Consider the following 21,594-nt stretch of genomic DNA (forward strand, 5'->3'; position numbering starts at 1 on the left):
GCCACAATAACCATGGCAGCAATAGCTGAGTTAATACGCTTATTTTGGCATCAACCACGGGTCTTGAGTAGCCGAGCCTTTAAGACCTAAACGCCATACTCGCCCAAAATGTTTGTAGTGACCTGCATCAGTACCCGCTTGTTTACCCATACCGTGATACAAATCTAGGTGATTACCTTTCACTGCACCGCCAGTATCTAAGGCTAACAATAAACGTAATACATGCTTACCGGTCCAGTTACCTTTAGCGTCAAGTTGTGGCACTTCTGCTAATAGTACCGAGCCCATTGGAATGTATTTACGATCTGCAGCTACAGCGGCATTTGCCAATAATGGAATACCTGCGCTACCTTTCACATCTAATGTTTTACGAGGTGAGAAAAATACAAATGAAGGATTCTGCTCTAATAACTCACGTACTTCAGCTTCACTGTGATGAGCAACCCAGTTTTGAATGGCTTGCAGTGACATCTTCGCCTTAGGCACTTCACCACGATCAATCAATACTCGGCCAATGCTGACATAACGATGGCCATTTTTACCCGCATAACCAAAATATTGAAGCTGGTTATTATCTTCAAAATGAACAAAGCCACTACCTTGAACTTCCATCATAAACACATCAAGCATTGATTTACTGTAACCCAACACCAAACCTTGACCAGCTAACGCACCATCATAAATTTGTTCACGCGAAGGACAACGACCTTTACAGGTTGGCATCGCATAGATAGGGTAACGGAACACATTGGTTGGTTTATGACGTAACTCGATCACTGGTGAATAATAGCCAGTAAACATCACATTGCCTTCACCATTGGCACCGCCCATTTGTGCCGCTTGAATACCATATTTTGCTAATGTGCTTGGATCACCACTGTGATTAGCCCAATTTTCAACTTGGTTATATAGCGGTTCAAATTTACGCGCCATTGATGGTGAACGTGAAGTAACCATTTTAGCCTGTGGTGCAAAAGTGCTGTAATCATGTGATTTATTTGATTCAACCTGCGCCACTTTATTTAAAACATGCTTAAAATCTCGGCCTAGATATTGGTGTGCTAATGGATTACCAACTGCAGCTAAACTTGGTTTTTCTGTTGTCGTACCTTCAGGTGATGAACATCCCACCAAGCTGAAAAGAATAATTGCAACGGTTGCTTTACGTAACACGATAGATAAGCCTATAAAAGTTTTACAAAAATATGGAAATTACAGCTCGTTTACTTATGCCAAAGTAGTAAACCGATGACAATATTAACAAACACTATCTAAAAAGAAGTAACTATTTCAAACAATCAACAGATAACTGACATAACACACACCATCAAAATATTTAAGACTAATCTGCAGCCAGTAAAGTTCAATCACAACATCAAATAGATTATTGGCGCTCAAATACCGCATTATAATGTGTCGATTGATACCGAATAAGCGCATTATCTTGATAACGATAACTATAAATCTGATCGCCAAATTGGTAACGTAATTGGGTACCATTCCAAGAATAATTTGAGGTTAATAATCGTCCTTGCCGATAAATACCCTGTTGACGAACCTCAAACGTTTCGACCTTATCTGGAGCAACGCCTTGCTCTTGCCACTCACCAATCACTTGTTGCATTCGTTGTTGATGCTGATCGATAGTCGTTTGCAATTGCAGCGATCCGATACCAAAAACAATCACCGTTATAACAACGATAATTATCCAACGTCCATATTGACACTGTTCAACCCAAAAACGCTGCAGTTTCATTTGCTGGTTCATCCCATCAATACATGGCTATATTTATAACTATATAGCGGCTTTGATATTCAATACTTAATTAATCACAGTGATAATTAACGATTTAGCCTTAATGATCATTTAAATGCTGCACAAAACAAACAATTGCTTTAATTTATTGGCTATAAATTACACATAAATACAGATATGGATATCGCTTGTGAATACACGTAAGACCCCGTTGGTAAAAGGATTTCGTCAGTCAGCCCCTTATTTAAATGCCCATGTTGGTAAAACCATGGTGATCATGGTCGGTGGTGAAGCCATTGCAGATCCCAATTTTGCCAACATTGTCAGCGATATTGCTTTGCTACACAGCTTAGGTATTCATATTGTGATGGTGTATGGCGCTCGCCCACAAATAAGCGCTTTATTACAACAGCAGCACTATACCAGCCCTTACCATAAGGGAATAAGAATCACCGATGAGCATAGTTTAGAAATAGCCAAACAAGCCGCAGGACAACTACAACTTGATATTACAGCTCGCTTTTCAATGGGGCTTAATAATACTCCAATGGCAGGTTCACAAATTAATGTCATTAGCGGTAACTTTATTATTGCTCAACCGCTAGGCATTGATGAGGGTGTCGATTTTTGTCACAGCGGAAAAATTCGGCGTATCAATAGTACGGCGATAACCAGCCAGCTAGAACAAGGTTCGATTGTATTACTCGGCCCTATTGCCAGTTCAGTGACTGGTGAATGTTTTAATCTCACTTCTGAAGAAATCGCCACTCAAGTCGCCATACGATTAGGCGCAGATAAACTGATTGGATTTTGTTCTGAACAAGGAGTCATTGACAACAATAACGATATTATCTCTGAATTATTACCTCATGAAGCAGAACTGACATTGCAACAACTTATCGATAACGATGAGCAACAAAGCGGTACTGGGCGTTTTCTACGTGGCGCTATTGCTGCTTGTCGCGCTGGTGTACCTCGTAGTCACTTACTGAGCTATAAACAAGATGGTGCATTGATTCAAGAACTGTTTTCATTAGACGGTATCGGAACTCAAATTGTTATGTCGAGCGCCGAAAAGATCCGTCGCGCAGATATTAATGATATTGGAGGTATTCTCGACCTGATTCAGCCTTTGGAAACCGAAGGGATTTTAGTGCGCCGTTCTCGTGAACAACTGGAACGAGAGATCACTCTCTTTACCGTGATTGAACTTGATAGTCTTATTATTGGCTGTGCTGCGCTTTACCCTTATCCGGAAGAGAAAATGGCGGAGATGGCTTGTGTGGCTATTCATCCTGATTTTAGAGACGGAGATCGCGGCGTGTTATTACTTAATAAGTTATGTCAGCAAGCACGAGAGTCAGACCTTGATAACATTTTTGTTCTCACCACCCGCAGCCTGCATTGGTTCCGTGAACAAGGGTTCTATGAATGTGATATCGAACAATTACCCTTAGTAAAAAAAGACCTCTATAACTACCAGCGTCGATCTAAAATACTTATAACGCCAACCAATTAAGATCAAAATAATAATTACAAAATGAACCGTTTTGGCAATTTTACGGTAGCGGTGAACGTAATAACCGCATCACAATAACGCCAGTATCATTACTGGCGTTTTTATACCAAAACATCAACATTCTCAGATAAAGCATTAACAACAGATTCTTTTAAGGTATACTGTGCGGATTGTACCGTTATTAAAAAAGGTTTATTGCTACCTATGCTGTGTATTTTTGTTTTTTGTCTCATGCTTATCACGATGTTAACAGCGCTTAACGGTAAAAAAAATCTTAGTTATGCCATGTTTGCTTTAACCTTCATTGCCGGATCAATTTTGCTCAAACACCACATTGTCTATACCCTGCCAATCTCAATTTAAGTACGCTATGAATAATCAACTTATTAATCGACTCAATATCTTAGGCTTACTTGGCATCACAACCATATTGGCAACCGGATCTATCATTCAATTGGTATTTAAAGAATTACCTTGCCCGTTATGCTTATTACAACGGGTAGGATTTATGATGGTAATGTTTGGCTTTATGCTCAATGTCCGCTATGGCCCACAACAACCTCATTACGGGATTATTTTATTTGGCGCTTTATTTGGTGCAACAGCAGCATTACGTCAAGTATCACTTCACTTATTACCCGGTGATCCCGGTTATGGTAGCCCCTTACTTGGTATGCATTATTACACTTGGGCTTTTGTTATTTTTGTAATGACCATCATTGGCGTTGCAGTATTACTGAGCTTATGGCATCAACCCAAAAAAACCACCAGCAATTACCATATGAAAAGCATAGGTAACATCGTTTGCAAGCTTGCTGTCGCGGTAGTGATCATTAATATTGTCTCAACATTTATTATGACTGGGCCACATGTAACCCCCGCAGATCCTCATAGCTATTGGTTATTTGATCAATTTAAAAAATAATCCTTAAATAGCACAATGCCAGCACTAATGCTGGCATTGAAGTTACTATTACTTACAATACAATCACACCAACAGCTGGGCTAAGCCACTCGCTCGCTCTGTACGCACTTGCACACTCTTACTGATAATATCCAGTGGCGCATACAAATACAGCCGAGATTTCGCACGGGTAATACCAGTATAAATTAATTCACGGGTTAAAATCGGCGTATAGTCAGCGGGTAACACCATCACCGTATCTGTAAATTCCGATCCTTGAGATTTATGAATCGTCATTGCATATACCACTTCATGCTCGGGAATACGGCTCGGTAAAATACCGCGAATAGTGCCATCTGGCATTTCAAAATACACTCGCAACCGTCGCCGTCCACTATCAGCATCAATTTCTGGCTCTAACATTGTCATACCAATATCACCATTAAATAATCCCAGCGCATGATCGTTACGAGTGATCATTATTGGGCGGCCGACATACCATGTCTCATCATTAGGTGAAATTCGCCCACGGTGAGTCAGTTCTTTTTCGATACGTTGATTTAAGCCGACAACGCCAAAATCCCCCTCACGTAATGCACATAACAACCGCACATTCGCAAATGCCCTGAGTACTTCCGCCGGTGTTTTATCCGCCTTTATTGCATCGAGATAATCAAGATAAAACGTCACCACTTGATTGATCATCGACGCATAGCTTTCAGTGCTTAGCGGATAATGGTGAATATCCTTAAAGCCTTGTTGCCATACTTTATTCACCAGGGCTGGTTTACCTTGGTTAATCGCTTTGGCTAACTGACCAATACCTGATAAGGCGTGAAAACGGTAGCTCTTTTGCAGCATGCATAAACAGTCTGTCACGACACTTAAACCAATATTATTTGAGTGCAAATCAAACCCGGTTAACTGACTTAACAGTTGCCCTTGCGCGGCACTATAACCTTGGCTTGCAAAAGAACAAATATCGCCCAGTACTGCTCCCGCCTCAACTGAAGCTAATTGATCTCTATCACCCAACAGAATTAATTTAGCCCCTTGCGGCATCGCATCTAATAACCGTGCCATCATCGGTAAATCGACCATTGACGCTTCATCAACAACCAACACATCAAGGTGAAGTGGATTATCTTTATGATGGCGGAACTCGACTCGATTCGGTATAGAACCCAGTAGACGATGCAATGTGCTTGATTGAGTAGGAATTAAATCTTTAATTTGTTGCGGTACAGCTAATGATTTAATCGCAGAACCTATTGATTCTGTTAAACGTGCCGCCGCCTTACCGGTTGGCGCCACCAGCATAATATTAGGCTGATGCTCGCCATTCGCTTGCATCACTAACGCTGCCAACAATTTAGCCACCGTGGTAGTTTTACCTGTACCTGGGCCACCCGAGATCACAGCAAACTGACGTGTTAACGCCATTGCCGCTGCTACTTTTTGCCAATTTAAACACGTACTCACAGGCACCAAAGCGTCTAATGGCTGTAAATCGGTAATTTGAGTTGCTTGTTGTAATAATTTATCAATCGCAGTCCAATCAAGTTGCTGTGGCTTTACAATATCCAAAAAATCACACGTTATTTGTTGGCGTTGTTGCCTATCAGTAACACCTTGCAAGGCATGATATAAATGACCATAACTTGGCTGAAATAAGTCATTTAATGCTTGATGCATCAAGGTTAATTGCTGACCTTGCCACTGGCTATCAATGTCAACTTGGCCTTGATTGGTCGCCATATCAATAATTCGTGTCGCAACTGTTTGTTCAAACTGCCAATAGCGATTGAGATACAACCGTCCATGATCAAACACTAATGGGCATGCTTGCATACCGCTAGCTTGAACATTAGCTACCACATCATATTGATTTAATAACCGAGACCATTGACTTGGATCGGGTAAGCCGTCAATTAATGCCACCGATAATCGACTTGATAAGCCAAATAAATGCTGAGTCTGTAGTTGATCAAAGCGCACACATACATGGCCTTTACCCAACTCATAACTCACCAATGCTGCCATTAATGCCGCTAAATCCTGCTGAGGTTGTGGACTATGCAACGCCACAAATTTAGCAAACTGATAATCCAGCTGACGTAATCCACCTTGTTGGGTGAGCTTTTGTAACCGCTTAAGCATGTGGTAGCACTCCATTCATCACTAAATCCAATTCATCGAGTAATAATTCACTTGGGCGCGCATAAAAAATACCACTATCACTTCCCGCCTGAATACCACGTAAAAATAGGTAATACACACCACCAAAATGGGTTTCATAATCGTAATTTGGAATACGACTGCGTAGAAAACGCTGCAATGCCAACGCATAAATTTGGTACTGCAAATCATAACGGTGTTCACGCATCGCCGTTTTCAATTGTTCACCACGGTACACTTGCGGATCATCACCGAGATAATTCGATTTCCAGTCTAAAACGTAATACTTACCTTGATGCTCAAACACTAAATCAATAAAACCTTTTAGCATGCCGCTGACAGTTGCAAAGCCTAATTCCCCCGCTTTGGCTGACAACGGATCATGTTTGGCAATCACTTTGTTTAATGCTACCGCTTGTAAAATCTCAATCGGTAATAAAAATTCCATTTCCGTTAATCGTTGCGAGGCGCTCTTATCGGCTAACCGCAGTGCATCACCATCAAGCGCACACGTTAATACATCTCGAATTAATTGCTGTAATACCGGCAACCACGCTAATTCATAATTTTCTAATTGCAGTAGCTCAGTTAATTTGGCTACGGTTTCAGAGCTATCAACCGCGGCAGTAAAATCAATTTCTTCAAATACAGTATGCAAAAATGTTCCCGGACGTGCGCCACGAGGAAACGTATAAATAGAATATTGTGGTTCTAATTCCAACTCTCCATCGTCTGTCTCTGACGTGGCATTTTGTACCGAATCAATATCAAATCCGGCTAAATCTAAGCTACTGTCATGAGCTGTTTGATGACCTTGTTTGACCAAGTTAGAATAGCTGGTCATCCACCAATTACGCTCTAATGACGTCGAGAAAGAGCGCTTAACTAATGCGTCACTGACTTCATCTTGTGGTTGCCATTGGCTATCAATAAGTTGGGGAGGTTCAGCCACCGTGATCGCAATTTGGGCTTCACTCAGTTTAGCTAAGGCTAATTCAAGCGCAGCCACACCACTCGCCTCACCATTTTGTACTAAATGCCCCATTGCAGAGCGATGTAACCCCGTCGGCTCTTTGGTGCTACGGCCATTACGAATCGGTGCCATACCAACATAACAACCATAAACTGCGCGGGTTAATGCCACATACATCAAGCGTAAATCTTCCGCTAATCGTTCTTGATCGGCTTTTTCAATTGCAGAGGCTTGTTTAGCAATATCCAGCACCGTAATGTTATCGACGTCATCGTGATATTTAACTTCACCTTTGCTATCAACTTCACGGTAACTGCACACAAACGGCATAAATACTAAATCATATTCCAAGCCTTTTGATTTATGAATAGTGACAATCTGCACCAGATTACGCTCTGACTCGAGCCGCATCACTTGATCATCAGCATTACCATTTGGCTCAGCAACATGCTCAGCTAACCAGCGTAATAACGCATAATCGCTGTCTAGCGTTTGACTAGCTTGTTGCAGCAGCTCACCAATATGCAATAAATCCGTGAGTTTACGCTCACCACCATCTTCGGCTAATAACCGCTCTGCAATTTTATTTTTCGCCATCACACTGCGTAACATTGGCATCACACCACGTTTTAGCCATTGCTGGCGGTATTGCTTAAAGCTATTAACCGCAATTTCCCATTCATTCTCGTCATTATTGAGCTGATCGAGTTCAATTGCAGAACGAGCAAATAACCCTGACGCTAATGCTGCACGTAATACACGATCATCTTCCGGGGTTAATACCGCTTGCAATAACCGCTGAATATCTGCCGCTTCTGCGGTTGAAAACACACTATCACGGTTAGACAAATAGACACTGGCAATACCTTGTTTTGATAGTGCTTCACGCACTAATCGTCCTTCAGTTCCGGTACGAACCAATACAGCAATATCCCCAGCAGCGATCGCATGTCGCTGTTCACCATCTAAAAAATAGGCTTGGCCTTGCTGTGATTGCGTCAAAATATGTTGAATCTGTGCCGCGGTTGCCGCTGCCATTGCTGCTTGGTAACTACCTTTGGTTATTGGCTTACCATCAGGGCTGTCTTGTAACCAAAACGTCAAGGCATGTTGAGCTTCACCCTCTAACCACCAGCTGCGTTGAGTCGCTTTAGGGCTATGATCAACCGCTAAAAATTCGATATCTTGATCGTAAATAAATGGACTATCTGGCTGCTGAAACACACTATTAACCGCCGCAATCATAGTAGCCGTCGAGCGCCAGTTGGTGGCTAATGTATAGTGATCGGTAACTTGGCGACGCGCTTGAATATAAGTAAAAATATCAGCACCACGAAAAGCATAAATTGCCTGTTTAGGATCACCGATCATAAACAAACCACATTCAGGATGATGGCGATAAACATCACTAAAAATACCGTATTGAAGTGGATCGGTATCTTGGAATTCATCAATCATCGCAACTGGATATTGTGCGCGAATTTTACTCGCGAGCAGTTCATCAACATCATTATCAATCGCTGCCCCTAGTTGCGTCAGCAAGTCATCAAATGATAGCCATCCCTTACGCGCTTTAGCGTCTGCCAATAATTGACGACAATGCTCTATCGCATGAGCTAATAATGGTTCTCGTAAATTAGCCGGATTATCGATTAATTCAGCAATCGCATTAAATACCGCATGCTCAGGCACATCACCTTTGGCTGTTTTTTCAATTAAGGTCTGCTGATGAAAACGAATTAAATTATCCGGTAACTCATAGCCGACGGTCGCTTGAGCTGCCCATGCACTAACTTGTTCAATCCAATTAGGTAAACTTTTTTTAGTGTAACTACGTTTATTAATCCCAGAGTTTGCAATTACGGCTTCGAGATCATGTTGATGCTCACGCCACAACGCTTTGACTTCATCAATTCGAACAATATTTTGTTGATGTAATTGTTCTAACGACTCAGTCATTGCAGCCACCGATAACCGTACTGGCGCGCCAGTTAAACTATTACCAATTTCTTTTAATAATTTTATTGGGGATGACCAAATTTCACGAACTTCATGAGCAAGCGCCGGCGATAAACGATAAAAATTACTGCGCCAATAATCTGCAACCACCAGCTTTTTTAATTGGCTTTCATCAGTCACAAATTCATTATTAAATCGGCTTCCTGACTCAAACGCATTTTGCGTCAGCATTCGCTGACAGAAACCATGAATAGTATAAATAGCCGCCTCATCCATTTGGCGTTCGGCTTGCAATAAAATTGTCGCGGCTAATTTATGATCTTGATGTTCATTTAACAGCGGTTTGATCACCGGATCGTGACTAATACCACGACTAAACGCTAATCGTGCATCATGAATACGGGCACGAATACGATCACGCAATTCTGCCGTCGCCGCTTCGGTAAAGGTTACAACCAAAATTTGGTCAACGGTTAACTGTTGTTGATGGCGACTACTCGCATCACCATGGCCTAACAATAATCGTAAATACAAACTCGCGATGGTAAAAGTTTTACCTGTACCTGCAGATGCTTCGATCAAACGTGTACCGTGCAATGGAAACGTCATTGGTTGCAGAATATTTGTTAGTACTTCAGTCGCCATTATGTCACTCATCCCATGGTTGCTCTATGTACAACAGTACTTGTCTGACCGATATCAATATTCAGCGTCAGGCTCGTTATTATGTGACCCAACACTTATAAGTAAATATTGGCACTCAAAATTCTGTTGGATTCCTATAATGTGAGAACTTACTCACGGTTTGTACTACGGTGGTTAGTTAGTATCAGCGCCAGAAACTTGGTCACCTCTGGACCTGTGGCCGTATAGCGAACACCCTACAACTAACAATGATTTGCTGACGGCCACACTACTTCATTTCTGCTTTAAGCTGTTATTCCGGCTTAATTTCTTTAGCGTTTACCACCACCGCTTGCAGCACCAACGCTGTTAATTGATTAGCCTCTTGTGCCAAATCATCATTCCATTTAGGCCATACACGATTGATATATTCATCACTGCCTTCACCGCTAAATAAGTAGCCATCATTAAAACATTCCGCCATCTTCATCAGTGCTTTTTGCTCAGTGTCAGCATCATCTTTCCAACTGCCATCACGACCTATATGCGCCTGTATTGCTGCCATCGCTGTTTTAGGGAAATACGCTAATGGTTGGTTTAATCCTTGGTAATACAGTTCAATCAATTGCTGTAAATACGCCAGTGCTTGCTGTGGCTCTATAGGCTGTAATTGAAAATACTTATCAGTGCCGATAACGTGAGTAACTTGTGCCTTTTCTGATGCTGATACCGCTAAACAAAGATGATCAAACCACGCCGTTAACAAATCTTGTGGACGAATTTTACCGGTTCGGTAGCGTAATAACCCCGATTGATAACGTTTCTTGAGCCAACCTTGTAATAGCACTTTATGCCCAGCAACCATAACAGTAATTGCCACTTCTTGATCGGCTAAAGGGGCATGAATTAACGGTTCAAGCACATCAGTTAAATTTGCCACCGCTTGTCGACTCGCTGCTAAATCAAGATCGCCAAATGCGGCAACGGGTAAAGTACCAGCCGCACGTTTTTCAGCCTCAAACTGACGATAAATCACATCAGGATCCGCATTTTTGAGCTTGGCATCTAACAATAATTCCAGTAATTGATCACGAATTAGGTAGCTTTCAAGACCATTAAGCACAAACGGCTCATCATCTTCTAATAACCCCAACGGCGGCTCAAAATAGACTTTTAAACGACGATTAAAAAAGTATTTTACCGGTAAGCGCCAAAAACGTTGTAATTCGGCTAATTCTAAAATTAACGCTTGTTCGTCAGCCATTGGCTCTGCCGCTAATGCATCAAGCTGAAACGGTGCACTTGCCTGCCCTTCACGATTAGCCGCGGGTAACCACTCAATCGCAAAACTTGGATCGTCACCAACAAATGCACTAGGACTAAACGGTACCAGTGAGTGGTGCTGAACTAACTGATGTTTGATATTGTCAGCTGAAACATCGACCGCTAATGATTGATCACCGTCGCAGCAATAACCTTGCTGACAGTATTCAATCAATTCACTGACGAGTACTGATGGCACTTTAGAAGCATTATCTTGAATAGATCGACCGACATAACTGATATACAAACTTTGCTGCGCAGATAACAAGGCTTCAAGAAATAAGTAACGGTCATCATCACGACGCGAACGATCGCCCGCCTTGGTGCGACCATTCATTAAATCAAACCCTTCTGGCGCAATATTGCGCGGATAAGCACCATCATTCATTCCCAGTAAACACACCACATTAAACGGAATCGAACGCATGGGCATTAAAGTACAAAAATTCACTTGTCCGGCTAAAAATCGCTGGCTCACGCGCTCACCAGAGAGTTTATCTTGTAGATATTGGGTTAATACCGCAGGAGTGATCTGAGCTTGATAACCCGCATCTTGTAACTGCTGATGTAAACGTTGCAGGTTATCGCGAATTGATTTTAAAATCAGCTCGCCTTCTAATTCAACTGCAAAGAAATCATCCAATAATTGATGTAATAATTCGGCCCATTGATTGACCGTTTGTGGTTGTGCTAATGCACGGCGGTATTCAATCAAACTATCAATAAACCCAGCTAATTGACCAGCTAATTCAGCATCTAAGCCTTGAACTTGCTCATAAGCTGAAATTCCAGCAAATAAACCAGTATCATGTGGCATCGCATAACCCAGTAACATGCGTTGAATACCAAATAACCACGTATTTTGCAGTTGCTCAGGCAAATCAAACTGACTTGAGGTGTGTTGATCAAGCCCCCACCGAATACCAACTTCTTCAATCCATTTTTTAATTTTTTCAAAGCTAGCACTATCAAAACCAAACTTTTCCATCACCGCTGGCACTTCTAATAATTCTAATAGTTCAGAAGCATGACAACGGCTTTCAGGTAAAGTCAGTAACCGTAAAAACGCCAACAGAATCGGGTTTTCTTGCTCAGCAGTACGATCGGAAATAGAAAATGGAATATAACGATTACCGGGCGCATTACCAAACACCGCTTGAATGGCTGGGCTATAGGCATTGATGTCAGCCACCATCACAATGATATCGCGCGGTTTGAGGTTCGAATTAGTTGCAAACATTGCCAATAATTTATCATGCAACACTTCTACTTCACGCATCGGGCTATGACAGGCATGAATGGTGATCGAATGATCATCGGCATCTATAGGGAATTTATGTAGGCTTGAATCGAGTTGAGTGTCATCTTGGCGATCTTGCAAGTTTAAAATATCAGCTTGAATAGCATGCAATAAAGTATCAGGTTCAATATCAACAAAACCTGCATCGACTTCATTGACTTCCATCGCCGATAACAAATACATATTATCCCGACCAAGTTTACCCATTGATGCTAATAAACTATTGCCAACCACATCATTGTGCATGTCATCGTCATAGTTAGTTTGATCGGTATCTTTAAGTACTGACAGTAACTCATTTAGCTCATCATCAGTGGTGATATGTTGTAATTGCACCCGCTGACGAGCCGCTAACCGTGCTAAATGTTTACGATCACGAATATCACCCCAATAATATTTACACGGGTTAGTAAACATTAAATGGACATCAATGTGTTCACCAATTGCCGCGAGTGCATCTAAATAACGTGGTGGTAATGAAGAAATACCAAACACAAACAATCGTTGTGGCAACCCCGCAGCTAACAAAGCCGCTTTGCCTTCACTACCAGAATAATTATTAAGGGTTTCAATAAAGTGATCATACAAATTAGCACGATGATATGGTGATTGTTCTAATGCTAATGTTTGATCATAAAGGGCTTGCCATAAGATAGGTTGCCATGGATGCTCATCATTCAATTCAGCAACAGTTTCACCCGCTTCCCACTGTTGGATCCACTCTGGGCGATACACTAAATATTGGTCAAATATATCGGCAATTTTTTCGGAAAGTTGATAACACTTAAGCGAGTCATTGTCGCTGTCTAAATAGCGTTTGAGCGGCTCAAACTCTGGTTGATCAAATTGCTGTGGCAACACTTGCATTAATTTCCACGTCATCGCTTCTTTATTAAATGCACTCCGCTCCGGCACATCAGCCAAAACTTGAGTAAACATTTTCCAAATAAAGGTCGCAGGTAATGGAAAATCAATATTTGCAGCCACACCAAACGAGGTCGCTAATTCCATTTTTAGCCATTGCGACATACCAGGGCTTTGTACCAGAATTTGTTCTTTTTCAAATGGATTTGCTAATGGCTGTAAGCGGATCAACTCCACGAGTAACGATTTCAGCAGATCAAGTTGATTTGAATGATAGACAGTGAACACGCAGATATTCCACAGCAAAAGATAGATGATTAAATTGTCTACCATCACTGAGATACTGTAAATAAATACAGCCTAAAAATATCAATTAAACGTCGCAATATATAGACAGACACAAAAAAGCCCAACCAAATTGGCTGGGCAACACACGGAACATTTATTAGTGCCACAATCCACTCGTAAATTATGTCACCATCGCTATCAAATGTTTTGTGGGCAGACTTCACTGCGTTGAAATAATCGACTCACAGGACGATAAAAAGCTAAATATCGAATCGCTACATAACCAATAATGATCGTTGCAACATATAATTCAATCGTAGCTAAACCATGAACTTGAGCAACATAATGGCTATCAAAACCATAACTTTTCATCCACGCTGCAGTTTTAAATAGTGCCGTTGCACCAATTGCCATCGGGAAAGTAAATGCCGCATAACCTGGACTAAAATCTAGACGTAATAAACGGAAAAATGCTAAATAAATAATCGCCGTCATTAATACTGCGATACCACCTAAAATAGCCACAATCACCGGTGATGGGGTTGCTGTAACCGTTAAATAACCAGCTAATGATAAACTTGCTGGAGCTGCCATGATCGCTATAGTTGGTTTAGCTGCATCAGGCACTTCATCACGGAACATAAACCGATAAATCATCATCGGTAACATTACTGCATAAGCAAGCATACCGAACATCAACAATACAGAAGCCAGCGGATGTAATGCAGCAACACCTGGAAATGAAACATCAGCCACAATGATACCAATTGGCGGGACAAACCAACTTGGAACCATATGATGCAAATGAAAATCGCGCGCGCGGTGGAATAAAAATAAACTTAAGAAAATAACATGTAATCCAACCGCAAATAGCCAGATATATACGCCAAAAGTAATAGAGGCATAAACACTAACCGCTTTTGAAACCACCATGAGTGCCATCGCAAATGTGGGTACCACACTGCCGACTACGTGATGTGATAAATCATTCCATAACAATTTTGGATGCACTAAAAATTTAGCAATTAAAATGAATAGCATCAATGCAGCGATAACTGCGCCTGTTATTTGCCCATAACCATGAAGTTGGGCACCATTCTCCCAGCACCATAAAATACTACCAATACCTAATGCTAAACCAGCCATTGGTGTGGGTGCGCCTGCAAGTTTTCTTTTGGTTGTTGCAATCATATTTCTCTCTCCGCATTAGATAGCAATAGCGAATTATTCTTATTGGTTGCAGTATACCGCTTAGTTGTTATTTATAATAATTGAATATATTTAAATGGATGTTAATATTATCTTAACCATACGGTGAGTAATGACTCACCATGCGCTATTAATGAGGTGATAATGAATATCGCACTAAAACAGCTTAAAGTTTTTGTTACAGTGGCACAGGAAAAAACAATCACTGCCGCCGCCGAAAAATTATTTCTCTCAAAACCAGCTGTCAGCATGGCGTTATCAGAATTAGAAAAGCAACTTGATCATAAATTGTTTGATCGCAACAACAATCGTTTAATTATTAATGAACAAGGTAAACGATTACTGCCTTTAGCCGATGAGCTTTTAGCCCGCTCTAATGCAATTGAAAATTTATTTGATCAAGCAGGCCCCCTAACAGGAAAATTAAAAGTTGGCTCAAGTGATACTGTCGGAAATCAAGTTACTCCTTTCTTATTACGTGATTTTCGACTTGAATCCCTGCATCGAAACCAAACATTATTTATCTCAAATACGGCTCAAATCTGCCATAAATTAATGGAGTTTGAATTAGATATAGGTTTAGTTGAAGGCAAAGTGCAGCACTCAGATTTGGTTGTCCAACCATGGTTATGCGATCAAATGGTGATCGCTTGTCATCCGCAGCACCCGTTAACCAAAATTAAAAATTTACAGCTATCGGATCTCGAAAATTCAGAATGGGTATTAAGAGAAATTGGATCAGGAACGCGTGAGTTTTTTCTTAATCGAATCTCACCACGATTAGATAAATGGACCACCTCATTTGAATTAAATACCACTGAGGCGATCATTAATTGCGTTAGTGCTGACTTAGGCATCACTTGCATATCTCAACGAGCAATCACCCATGCTGTTGAAGAGCAACGAGTCGCAATACTAACATTACCACTTGATATGAATCGCCAGTATTGGTTGTTGTATCACCAAGAAAAATATCAAAGTCCATTACTAAAATTATTCTTGGAATTTTGCCAACAATGGCAATTTGATTAAACGCGGTTATCTCCAACACTGAATGCAATAATTTGGCTGATCTGGGTTAACGCTCGGCCAGATTGTTGCTGCCAATCATTAAATGCATTTTGTGCTGCTCGCAATGATTTTAACGTATCACGGCCGCCATCAATAACATCGGTATGACGCAAATACGCTTCAACATCATGTGTAAACAAAAAGGTATCTTTACCTAACCCACGTAAACTATAAGCACCCGTTTTGCCACCTAAACGGCAACCATGCTTTTTAAGATATAACCACAACCCTACAATATCTTGTTCAGGCCAATCTGCAACCATTGCTGCAAATGAACCGTATTCCAATGCCGCACGATGGATCATATTGGCATTCTCAGGGATCGTCATCACCTTTTTCAAGTCACGAATAATGGTTGCATCTTGCGCTTTTCGTTCCCACATTTCAGTTGGCATCAAGCCCATTTTTTCAATATCGAACTCAAAAAATGCAGTTTCAAATGCCGGCCATTTATTACGCACAACTTGCCATCGAATACCACATTGAAACACTTTTTGAGTAAATTCAGCTAACCACCGATGATCTGCAATTAACCGCAATTGCTCTTTATTCAGTGGGGTTGTGAGTAATTTTTCTAAATTTGATTCACCGCCCTTTCTTTCAACAGCACGATGATAGATCTGGTTAAATTTTTCTCGAGTCATCACATTCACACGCTTAGCACTAGACTCACTCACCATACTACTGTATAAGCGACCAGTAAATAAATTTTAGGAGAGGATGACTATGGCTGTTATCGTCAAATATGTAGTAGAGCGCAACGGGGAAGAAAAGATGACTTTTACCTCTAAATCCGAAGCCGATGCATATGACAAAATGCTTGATATGGCAGATGAGATGTTTGCTTTATTAAGTGAAAGTGATTTATTCGAAGACGAAGCGAAGCAAGAAGAGCTATCAATGTTCTTGGCGCAAAAGCGTGAACAAGTCTTAGTTGCTCTTGGCGCTAAAAAAGCCAAGCCTGCACCAAAAGCAAAAGCTGTAAAGCCTGAAGTTGTTGCCGATGAGCAGCAGCAAGACGCTGCATAATTTTAATATTATTGAGTTTGTCGTCGAAAGCCTCCTAATGGAGGTTTTTTTTATTTTATTTTCTATAACACCATCATATAACAATCCTTCCTTATCTATTATCAATAAATAAAGCCGCTTCACATCGTTTATAATCGCCATTTTTAGTTAATAAACCATCATTTTGTGCTGATTATTGGTTCAGCTCTTCTATATTTTTATAACTGTCTTTATGATGGTTTTAATTGGCGGTAAATCACCTGTTAGCTCAAGACGTAATACTCGTCTGATGTTATTGGTAAGGTCATTATTTTAATTATCGCATCATATTTATTTGAATGGAGAACAGGTAATCATGTCTAGCTTTGCACTTGCCCTAGGTACTGCGACTAAAAATCGTGATGGAAAAATTATTGAAGCGTTTTTTCCAACCCCAACGCTACATCCATCAGAACAACTTGTAAAAGACATCGCCACTATTGTTGATTACCGTGGTGGTAACCAAGCTATTGAGGTAACACCTGAACAGTGTGCGGCTATTGCATCAGCATTTGAAGATGCCAACGATGAAACAAGTGCACAATTTGCAGCCAAAGCGACATTGTCTTCACAGCCGCTGGTTATGGTTATGCTAAAAACTGACATCTCACCAGTATCTGTTGCTGAAGGCTTCTTAAAGCTACAACTTATTTCACACCGTTTAGTTAAACCTCACGGATTAGTACTTGACGGTATTTTTGGTCTATTGCACAACATTGCATGGACTAATCAAGGTCCTATCGATTTACCAGAACTTGCTGAGCGTCAAATGGATGCGCGTCTTAATGGCGAAACCATCACCGTTGATTGCGTTGATAAGTTCCCTAAAATGGTAGATTACGTTGTACCAACTGGGGTGCGTATTGCTGACACCTCACGTGTTCGTCTAGGTGCGCATGTTGGTGAAGGCACCACGGTTATGCATGAAGGTTTCATTAACTTTAATGCTGGCACAACAGGCGTAAGCATGGTTGAAGGTCGTATTTCAGCGGGTGTTGTTGTTGGCAATGGTTCTGATATTGGCGGTGGTGCTTCTATCATGGGTACATTATCTGGTGGCGGTAAAGTGGTGGTATCAATCGGCGAAAACAGCCTCTTAGGCGCAAATGCTGGTTTAGGGTTCCCATTAGGTGATCGTTGTACTATCGAATCCGGTTTATATGTAACTGCTGGTTCTAAAGTACAAATGCTAGATGCGGATGGTAAAGCCGTTGAGACAGCAAAAGCACGCGATCTTGCTGGTAAAGCTGATTTATTGTTCCGTCGTAATTCAATGACTGGACAAATTGAGTGTTTAACCAATAAAACCGCAATTGAGCTAAACAGCGAACTACACAGCAATAACTAATATTGTCGCTACTCAATAACCACAATCGGCCGTGATGGTGCTATTTAGCAACTAACATCACGGCCGTTTTTAATTATGCATCCGTTTCCGGTTGGGCTTTTTTCTTAATAATATAAATAAAGGGATTATTAAATGAGAATTTACTACCCTGAGTGGTTAAACGCTTATCTCGCATAGCCACTAATACTTCTTTTTGCACCTTCACTAAAGCAAAAAACGTAACATCATAAAGCCAATCAATATTGGTAAAAATACTGAGCCTGCTTCATTTGATTGCAAAATAAAACTGATTGCCATCCAACCAACAATCATCGCCACTAACAAATAAAACGATGCGGTTTTTAATTCAATTCTTATCTCTGAATCCGTTTCATTACGCTGGAAAAAAAATTTCACTGGTTGTTCCCTAAAAATCAATCTGTTGAATTTCATTTTTACATAATTTTCAACGTAATAATATTCTCAATCTCCGATCTCGCTATCTCTTGATGATACTCATGAAAAATACTTATCAAAACGATTAAACATTCAAATTAAAAGCATAAAAAAACACCCACCACAACTAGCATAAATGCAACTTAAGCAATGTTTTTTATGAATATAATAACCAACCTCTTGGTGCTATTTTTATATAACTTAGTTACTAAAACAGTACAAATTGTTCTGTTATTCAACCACCAATATAAAAGCAATAATTTTAAACCTATTTCATGATTAAGTTGGTTAACGATGAATAGTACAAATAACACTCAAGCGAAAAAAAAAGGAATTAGCATTTTCGCGCTCGCAATGTTAAATATTGTTGCGGTCGTGAGTTTGCGGGGACTTCCAGCAGAAGCAGAATACGGATTGAGCTCCATTTTTTATTATATTTTTGCCGCTATCGTATTTCTAGTTCCAGTATCACTGGTAGCCGCTGAACTTGCTACAGGTTGGTCTGAAAAAGGTGGGGTCTTCCGCTGGGTCGGCGAAGCTTTTGGCCCTCGTTTAGCATTAGTTGCTATTTTCATGTTATGGATTGAAGTGACGGTTTGGTTTCCAACAGCACTGACTTTTGGCTCGGTTTCACTTGCATTTATGGGCCCCCATCAATCATGGGACCAAGCATTATCCCAAAATAAATTCTTCGTACTGGGAATTGTATTAGCCATTTATTGGTTAGCAACTTTCATCGCTTTACGTGGTACCGCAGCCTTTTCTAAAGTGGCTAAATGGGGCGGCTTAATTGGTACCGTTATTCCAGGTATCGTGTTAATCGTTTTAGGTTTCTCTTACCTATTCTTCTCTGGCCGTCCACCACAAGTGCAACTATCTTGGCACGATGTGATCCCTGACTTTTCTAACTTTAATAACGTTGTTTTAGCCGCAAGTATCTTCTTGTTCTATGCCGGTATGGAAATGAACGCTATTCACGTTAAAGAAGTTGATGATGCGCCACGTAACTACCCGATTGCTATTGCTATTGCTGCTATTGGTACAGTGTGTGTATTTGTACTTGGTACATTGGCTATCGCTTTTGTTATTCCTCAAAAAGATATCAACTTAACTCAAAGTTTATTAGTTGCTTATGATGATATGTTTGCTTGGGCTGGCATCAGTTGGGCTGCACCAATTATGGCTGCATGTTTAGCTCTTGGTGTACTTGCTGGGGTTGTTGGTTGGGTTGCTGGTCCTTCATCTGCATTGCTTGTTGTCGCTAAAGGCGGTTATTTACCTCGCTTTTTTCAATATACCAATAAACACGGTATGGCAACGCATATCATGATGGTACAAGCTTTCTTAGTGACCATTATTTCCGTTGTATTTGTGGTATTACCATCAGTTCAAGCGGCTTATCAAATTCTAAGCCAATTAACGGTTGTACTTTACCTAATCATGTACTTATTAATGTTTGCTGCAGCGATTCACTTACGTTACAGCCAACCTAATCGTCCTCGTCCATATAAAATCCCTGGCGGTGATATGGGCATGTGGATCATTGCTGGTGTCGGTTTCTCTGGCTCACTATTAGCGTTCGTCTTCTCTTTTATTCCACCAAGCCAAATTGCCGTGGGTAGCCCTGAAGAATACGTTGGCTTCTTAGTCGTATTAACAGTGATTTTCGTATCAGTACCGCTATTTATTTACAAAGCCCGTCAACCTCACTGGAAAGATCCAGCAGTCACTGACTTTGCACCTTTTACTTGGGAAATCGAAAACGTTCACCCAGGTGTAATCAACCCATCAGACAAAGTAACTCATACGTTAAATCAATAAGAGTTAAGGATGCGTTAATGTCACAATTAAATGAAAAGCTTGCTGTTGTTATGCAGCAAGCGCTGGATGAAGCAAAAACCAATATGGGCGGTGAAAATGCCTCATATATTCCGTTTCTTGCTTCTGTACCATCAGAACTGACTGGTCTAGCCTTTGTTTCTGTTACTGGTGAAATTATCCAATTACAAGATGCTGATTATAAATTTGCCATTGAATCAATTTCAAAAATCATGACGCTTGGATTAGTGCTTGAGCAGTCAGGCGCTGATGCGCTACACAGTAAAGTTGGTGCAGAACCTACAGGAATGCCATTTAACTCAGTACTTGCTATTGAGCTTCATCAAGGTAAACCATTAACACCCCTCGTCAATGCGGGTGCAATGGCAACAGTGAGTTTAGTTAAAGCGACAGATAAAGAACAACGCTGGCAGCAGATTTTGAACTTCCAATCCCTGCTAGCAAACAGTGCGATTGCGCTCTCTGATGAAGTTAATCAGTCTGAGCAAACCACCAATACCCATAACCGTGCTATCGCCTTACTATTAGAGTCATCGGGTCGTATGTACTCAGAGCCCCTTGAAGCTTGTGATGTTTATACTCGCCAATGTTCGACCCTCTTTAATGCAGTAGAACTGGCGACTGTAGGCGCAACTCTTGCCAATGGCGGTAAAAATCCATGCTCAGGCAAGCAAGTGATTCAAGCCGAAAACATTCCCCATATTCTTGCAGAGATGGCAATGGAAGGGCTTTACGACACCTCTGGTGACTGGGCTTATGATGTTGGTCTACCGGGTAAAAGTGGTGTTGGCGGTGGTTTATTAACGGTTATTCCAAACATTGGCGCACTGGCTGCATTTTCACCACGACTAGACCCATTTGGCAACAGTGTTCGTGGTCAACAAATGATTAAACATGTTACTCAAGCAATGGCTTGGAACTTATTTAGCAGTAAACAACATTAAGGTAGGGAGAAAC

16 protein-coding genes are annotated in these 21,594 nt (G+C 41.0%); 8 read left to right on the forward strand and 8 right to left on the reverse strand.

Annotated elements, in window-relative coordinates; all coding sequences use genetic code 11:
* Positions 1 to 39: 39 nt before the first annotated feature.
* Together mltA and BTN98_RS09705 are read right to left on the reverse strand one after the other, a co-directional pair.
* Positions 40 to 1,173 carry a murein transglycosylase A gene (gene mltA / locus BTN98_RS09700; RefSeq protein WP_060998783.1) on the reverse strand — a complete coding sequence of 378 codons (1,134 nt, stop codon included), beginning with the start codon at positions 1,171 to 1,173 and terminating at the stop codon, positions 40 to 42.
* 211 nt (positions 1,174 to 1,384) lie between these two features.
* Complete coding sequence (locus tag BTN98_RS09705; protein WP_162271143.1) at positions 1,385 to 1,756, reverse strand: DUF2850 domain-containing protein; 372 nt, start codon at positions 1,754 to 1,756, stop codon at positions 1,385 to 1,387.
* A 190-nt stretch (positions 1,757 to 1,946) separates the two neighbouring features.
* Here BTN98_RS09705 and argA point away from each other — a divergent pair, with 190 nt between their 5' ends.
* The 3 genes from argA to BTN98_RS09715 all read left to right on the forward strand — a co-directional run bounded on the left by argA (position 1,947) and on the right by BTN98_RS09715 (position 4,200).
* On the forward strand, positions 1,947 to 3,275 hold the full coding sequence (gene argA / locus BTN98_RS09710) for an amino-acid N-acetyltransferase (RefSeq protein WP_060998785.1): 1,329 nt from the start codon (positions 1,947 to 1,949) through the stop codon (positions 3,273 to 3,275).
* A 243-nt stretch (positions 3,276 to 3,518) separates the two neighbouring features.
* Entirely contained in the window at positions 3,519 to 3,638 is a 120-nt protein-coding gene (locus tag BTN98_RS20835) for a DUF5993 family protein (RefSeq protein ID WP_370738450.1), read from the forward strand.
* A 7-nt stretch (positions 3,639 to 3,645) separates the two neighbouring features.
* Positions 3,646 to 4,200, forward strand: coding sequence for a disulfide bond formation protein B (locus tag BTN98_RS09715; RefSeq protein ID WP_060998786.1), 555 nt, complete (start codon positions 3,646 to 3,648; stop codon positions 4,198 to 4,200).
* A gap of 63 nt (positions 4,201 to 4,263) precedes the next feature.
* Here BTN98_RS09715 and recD read toward each other — a convergent pair whose 3' ends face one another.
* From recD to BTN98_RS09735, 4 genes are all read right to left on the reverse strand, one after another.
* Positions 4,264 to 6,339 (reverse strand): exodeoxyribonuclease V subunit alpha, encoded by a 2,076-nt coding sequence (gene recD, locus BTN98_RS09720; protein WP_060998787.1) that lies wholly within the window; start codon positions 6,337 to 6,339, stop codon positions 4,264 to 4,266.
* Positions 6,332 to 9,934 (reverse strand): exodeoxyribonuclease V subunit beta, encoded by a 3,603-nt coding sequence (gene recB / locus BTN98_RS09725; protein ID WP_082732178.1) that lies wholly within the window; start codon positions 9,932 to 9,934, stop codon positions 6,332 to 6,334. Before recB ends, recD begins: the two co-directional genes overlap by 8 nt.
* A 292-nt stretch (positions 9,935 to 10,226) precedes the next feature.
* Positions 10,227 to 13,688: an exodeoxyribonuclease V subunit gamma gene (gene recC, locus BTN98_RS09730; RefSeq protein WP_060998789.1), complete on the reverse strand. Its 3,462-nt coding sequence runs from the start codon at positions 13,686 to 13,688 to the stop codon at positions 10,227 to 10,229.
* A 198-nt stretch (positions 13,689 to 13,886) separates the two neighbouring features.
* A complete protein-coding gene (locus BTN98_RS09735) occupies positions 13,887 to 14,879 on the reverse strand; it encodes a TDT family transporter (protein ID WP_060998790.1) in 993 nt (330 codons plus the stop codon).
* 162 nt (positions 14,880 to 15,041) lie between these two features.
* On the opposite strand from BTN98_RS09735, the gene BTN98_RS09740 reads away from it, so the two are divergent.
* Complete coding sequence (locus BTN98_RS09740; protein ID WP_060998791.1) at positions 15,042 to 15,929, forward strand: LysR substrate-binding domain-containing protein; 888 nt, start codon at positions 15,042 to 15,044, stop codon at positions 15,927 to 15,929.
* Here BTN98_RS09740 and BTN98_RS09745 read toward each other — a convergent pair.
* Positions 15,926 to 16,612, reverse strand: a complete 687-nt coding sequence (locus BTN98_RS09745; RefSeq protein ID WP_060998792.1) for a DNA-3-methyladenine glycosylase I — start codon at positions 16,610 to 16,612, stop codon at positions 15,926 to 15,928. The genes BTN98_RS09740 and BTN98_RS09745 overlap by 4 nt on opposite strands.
* An 82-nt stretch (positions 16,613 to 16,694) precedes the next feature.
* On the opposite strand from BTN98_RS09745, the gene BTN98_RS09750 reads away from it, so the two are divergent.
* Both BTN98_RS09750 and dapD read left to right on the forward strand, forming a co-directional pair.
* A complete protein-coding gene (locus BTN98_RS09750) occupies positions 16,695 to 16,997 on the forward strand; it encodes a YebG family protein (protein ID WP_060998793.1) in 303 nt (100 codons plus the stop codon).
* Between the two features lie 334 nt (positions 16,998 to 17,331).
* Positions 17,332 to 18,363, forward strand: coding sequence for a 2,3,4,5-tetrahydropyridine-2,6-dicarboxylate N-succinyltransferase (dapD, locus tag BTN98_RS09755; protein ID WP_060998794.1), 1,032 nt, complete (start codon positions 17,332 to 17,334; stop codon positions 18,361 to 18,363).
* A 204-nt stretch (positions 18,364 to 18,567) separates the two neighbouring features.
* Here dapD and BTN98_RS20615 read toward each other — a convergent pair whose 3' ends face one another.
* Positions 18,568 to 18,759, reverse strand: a complete 192-nt coding sequence (locus BTN98_RS20615) for a hypothetical protein (protein WP_240616115.1) — start codon at positions 18,757 to 18,759, stop codon at positions 18,568 to 18,570.
* Positions 18,760 to 19,092: 333 nt separating this feature from the next.
* Here BTN98_RS20615 and gadC point away from each other — a divergent pair, with 333 nt between their 5' ends.
* Together gadC and glsA are read left to right on the forward strand one after the other, a co-directional pair.
* Complete coding sequence (gadC, locus tag BTN98_RS09765; RefSeq protein ID WP_082732179.1) at positions 19,093 to 20,619, forward strand: glutamine/gamma-aminobutyrate antiporter GadC; 1,527 nt, start codon at positions 19,093 to 19,095, stop codon at positions 20,617 to 20,619.
* A gap of 17 nt (positions 20,620 to 20,636) precedes the next feature.
* Positions 20,637 to 21,581: a glutaminase A gene (gene glsA, locus BTN98_RS09770; RefSeq protein ID WP_060998796.1), complete on the forward strand. Its 945-nt coding sequence runs from the start codon at positions 20,637 to 20,639 to the stop codon at positions 21,579 to 21,581.
* The last annotated feature ends 13 nt before the right edge of the window (positions 21,582 to 21,594 follow it).

The organism is Photobacterium aquimaris, assembly GCF_002954455.1.
GTDB lineage: Bacteria > Pseudomonadota > Gammaproteobacteria > Enterobacterales > Vibrionaceae > Photobacterium > Photobacterium aquimaris.

Coding starts and splice junctions, on each gene's coding strand:
- BTN98_RS09705 (WP_162271143.1), bottom strand. CDS start 1,756: ATGAAACTGCAGCGTTTTTGGGTTGAACAGTGTCAATATGGACGTTGG.
- BTN98_RS20835 (WP_370738450.1), top strand. CDS start 3,519: ATGTTAACAGCGCTTAACGGTAAAAAAAATCTTAGTTATGCCATGTTT.
- BTN98_RS09715 (WP_060998786.1), top strand. CDS start 3,646: ATGAATAATCAACTTATTAATCGACTCAATATCTTAGGCTTACTTGGC.
- recD (WP_060998787.1), bottom strand. CDS start 6,339: ATGCTTAAGCGGTTACAAAAGCTCACCCAACAAGGTGGATTACGTCAG.
- recB (WP_082732178.1), bottom strand. CDS start 9,934: ATGGCGACTGAAGTACTAACAAATATTCTGCAACCAATGACGTTTCCA.
- BTN98_RS09735 (WP_060998790.1), bottom strand. CDS start 14,879: ATGATTGCAACAACCAAAAGAAAACTTGCAGGCGCACCCACACCAATG.
- BTN98_RS09740 (WP_060998791.1), top strand. CDS start 15,042: ATGAATATCGCACTAAAACAGCTTAAAGTTTTTGTTACAGTGGCACAG.
- BTN98_RS09745 (WP_060998792.1), bottom strand. CDS start 16,612: ATGACTCGAGAAAAATTTAACCAGATCTATCATCGTGCTGTTGAAAGA.
- BTN98_RS09750 (WP_060998793.1), top strand. CDS start 16,695: ATGGCTGTTATCGTCAAATATGTAGTAGAGCGCAACGGGGAAGAAAAG.
- dapD (WP_060998794.1), top strand. CDS start 17,332: ATGTCTAGCTTTGCACTTGCCCTAGGTACTGCGACTAAAAATCGTGAT.
- gadC (WP_082732179.1), top strand. CDS start 19,093: ATGAATAGTACAAATAACACTCAAGCGAAAAAAAAAGGAATTAGCATT.
- glsA (WP_060998796.1), top strand. CDS start 20,637: ATGTCACAATTAAATGAAAAGCTTGCTGTTGTTATGCAGCAAGCGCTG.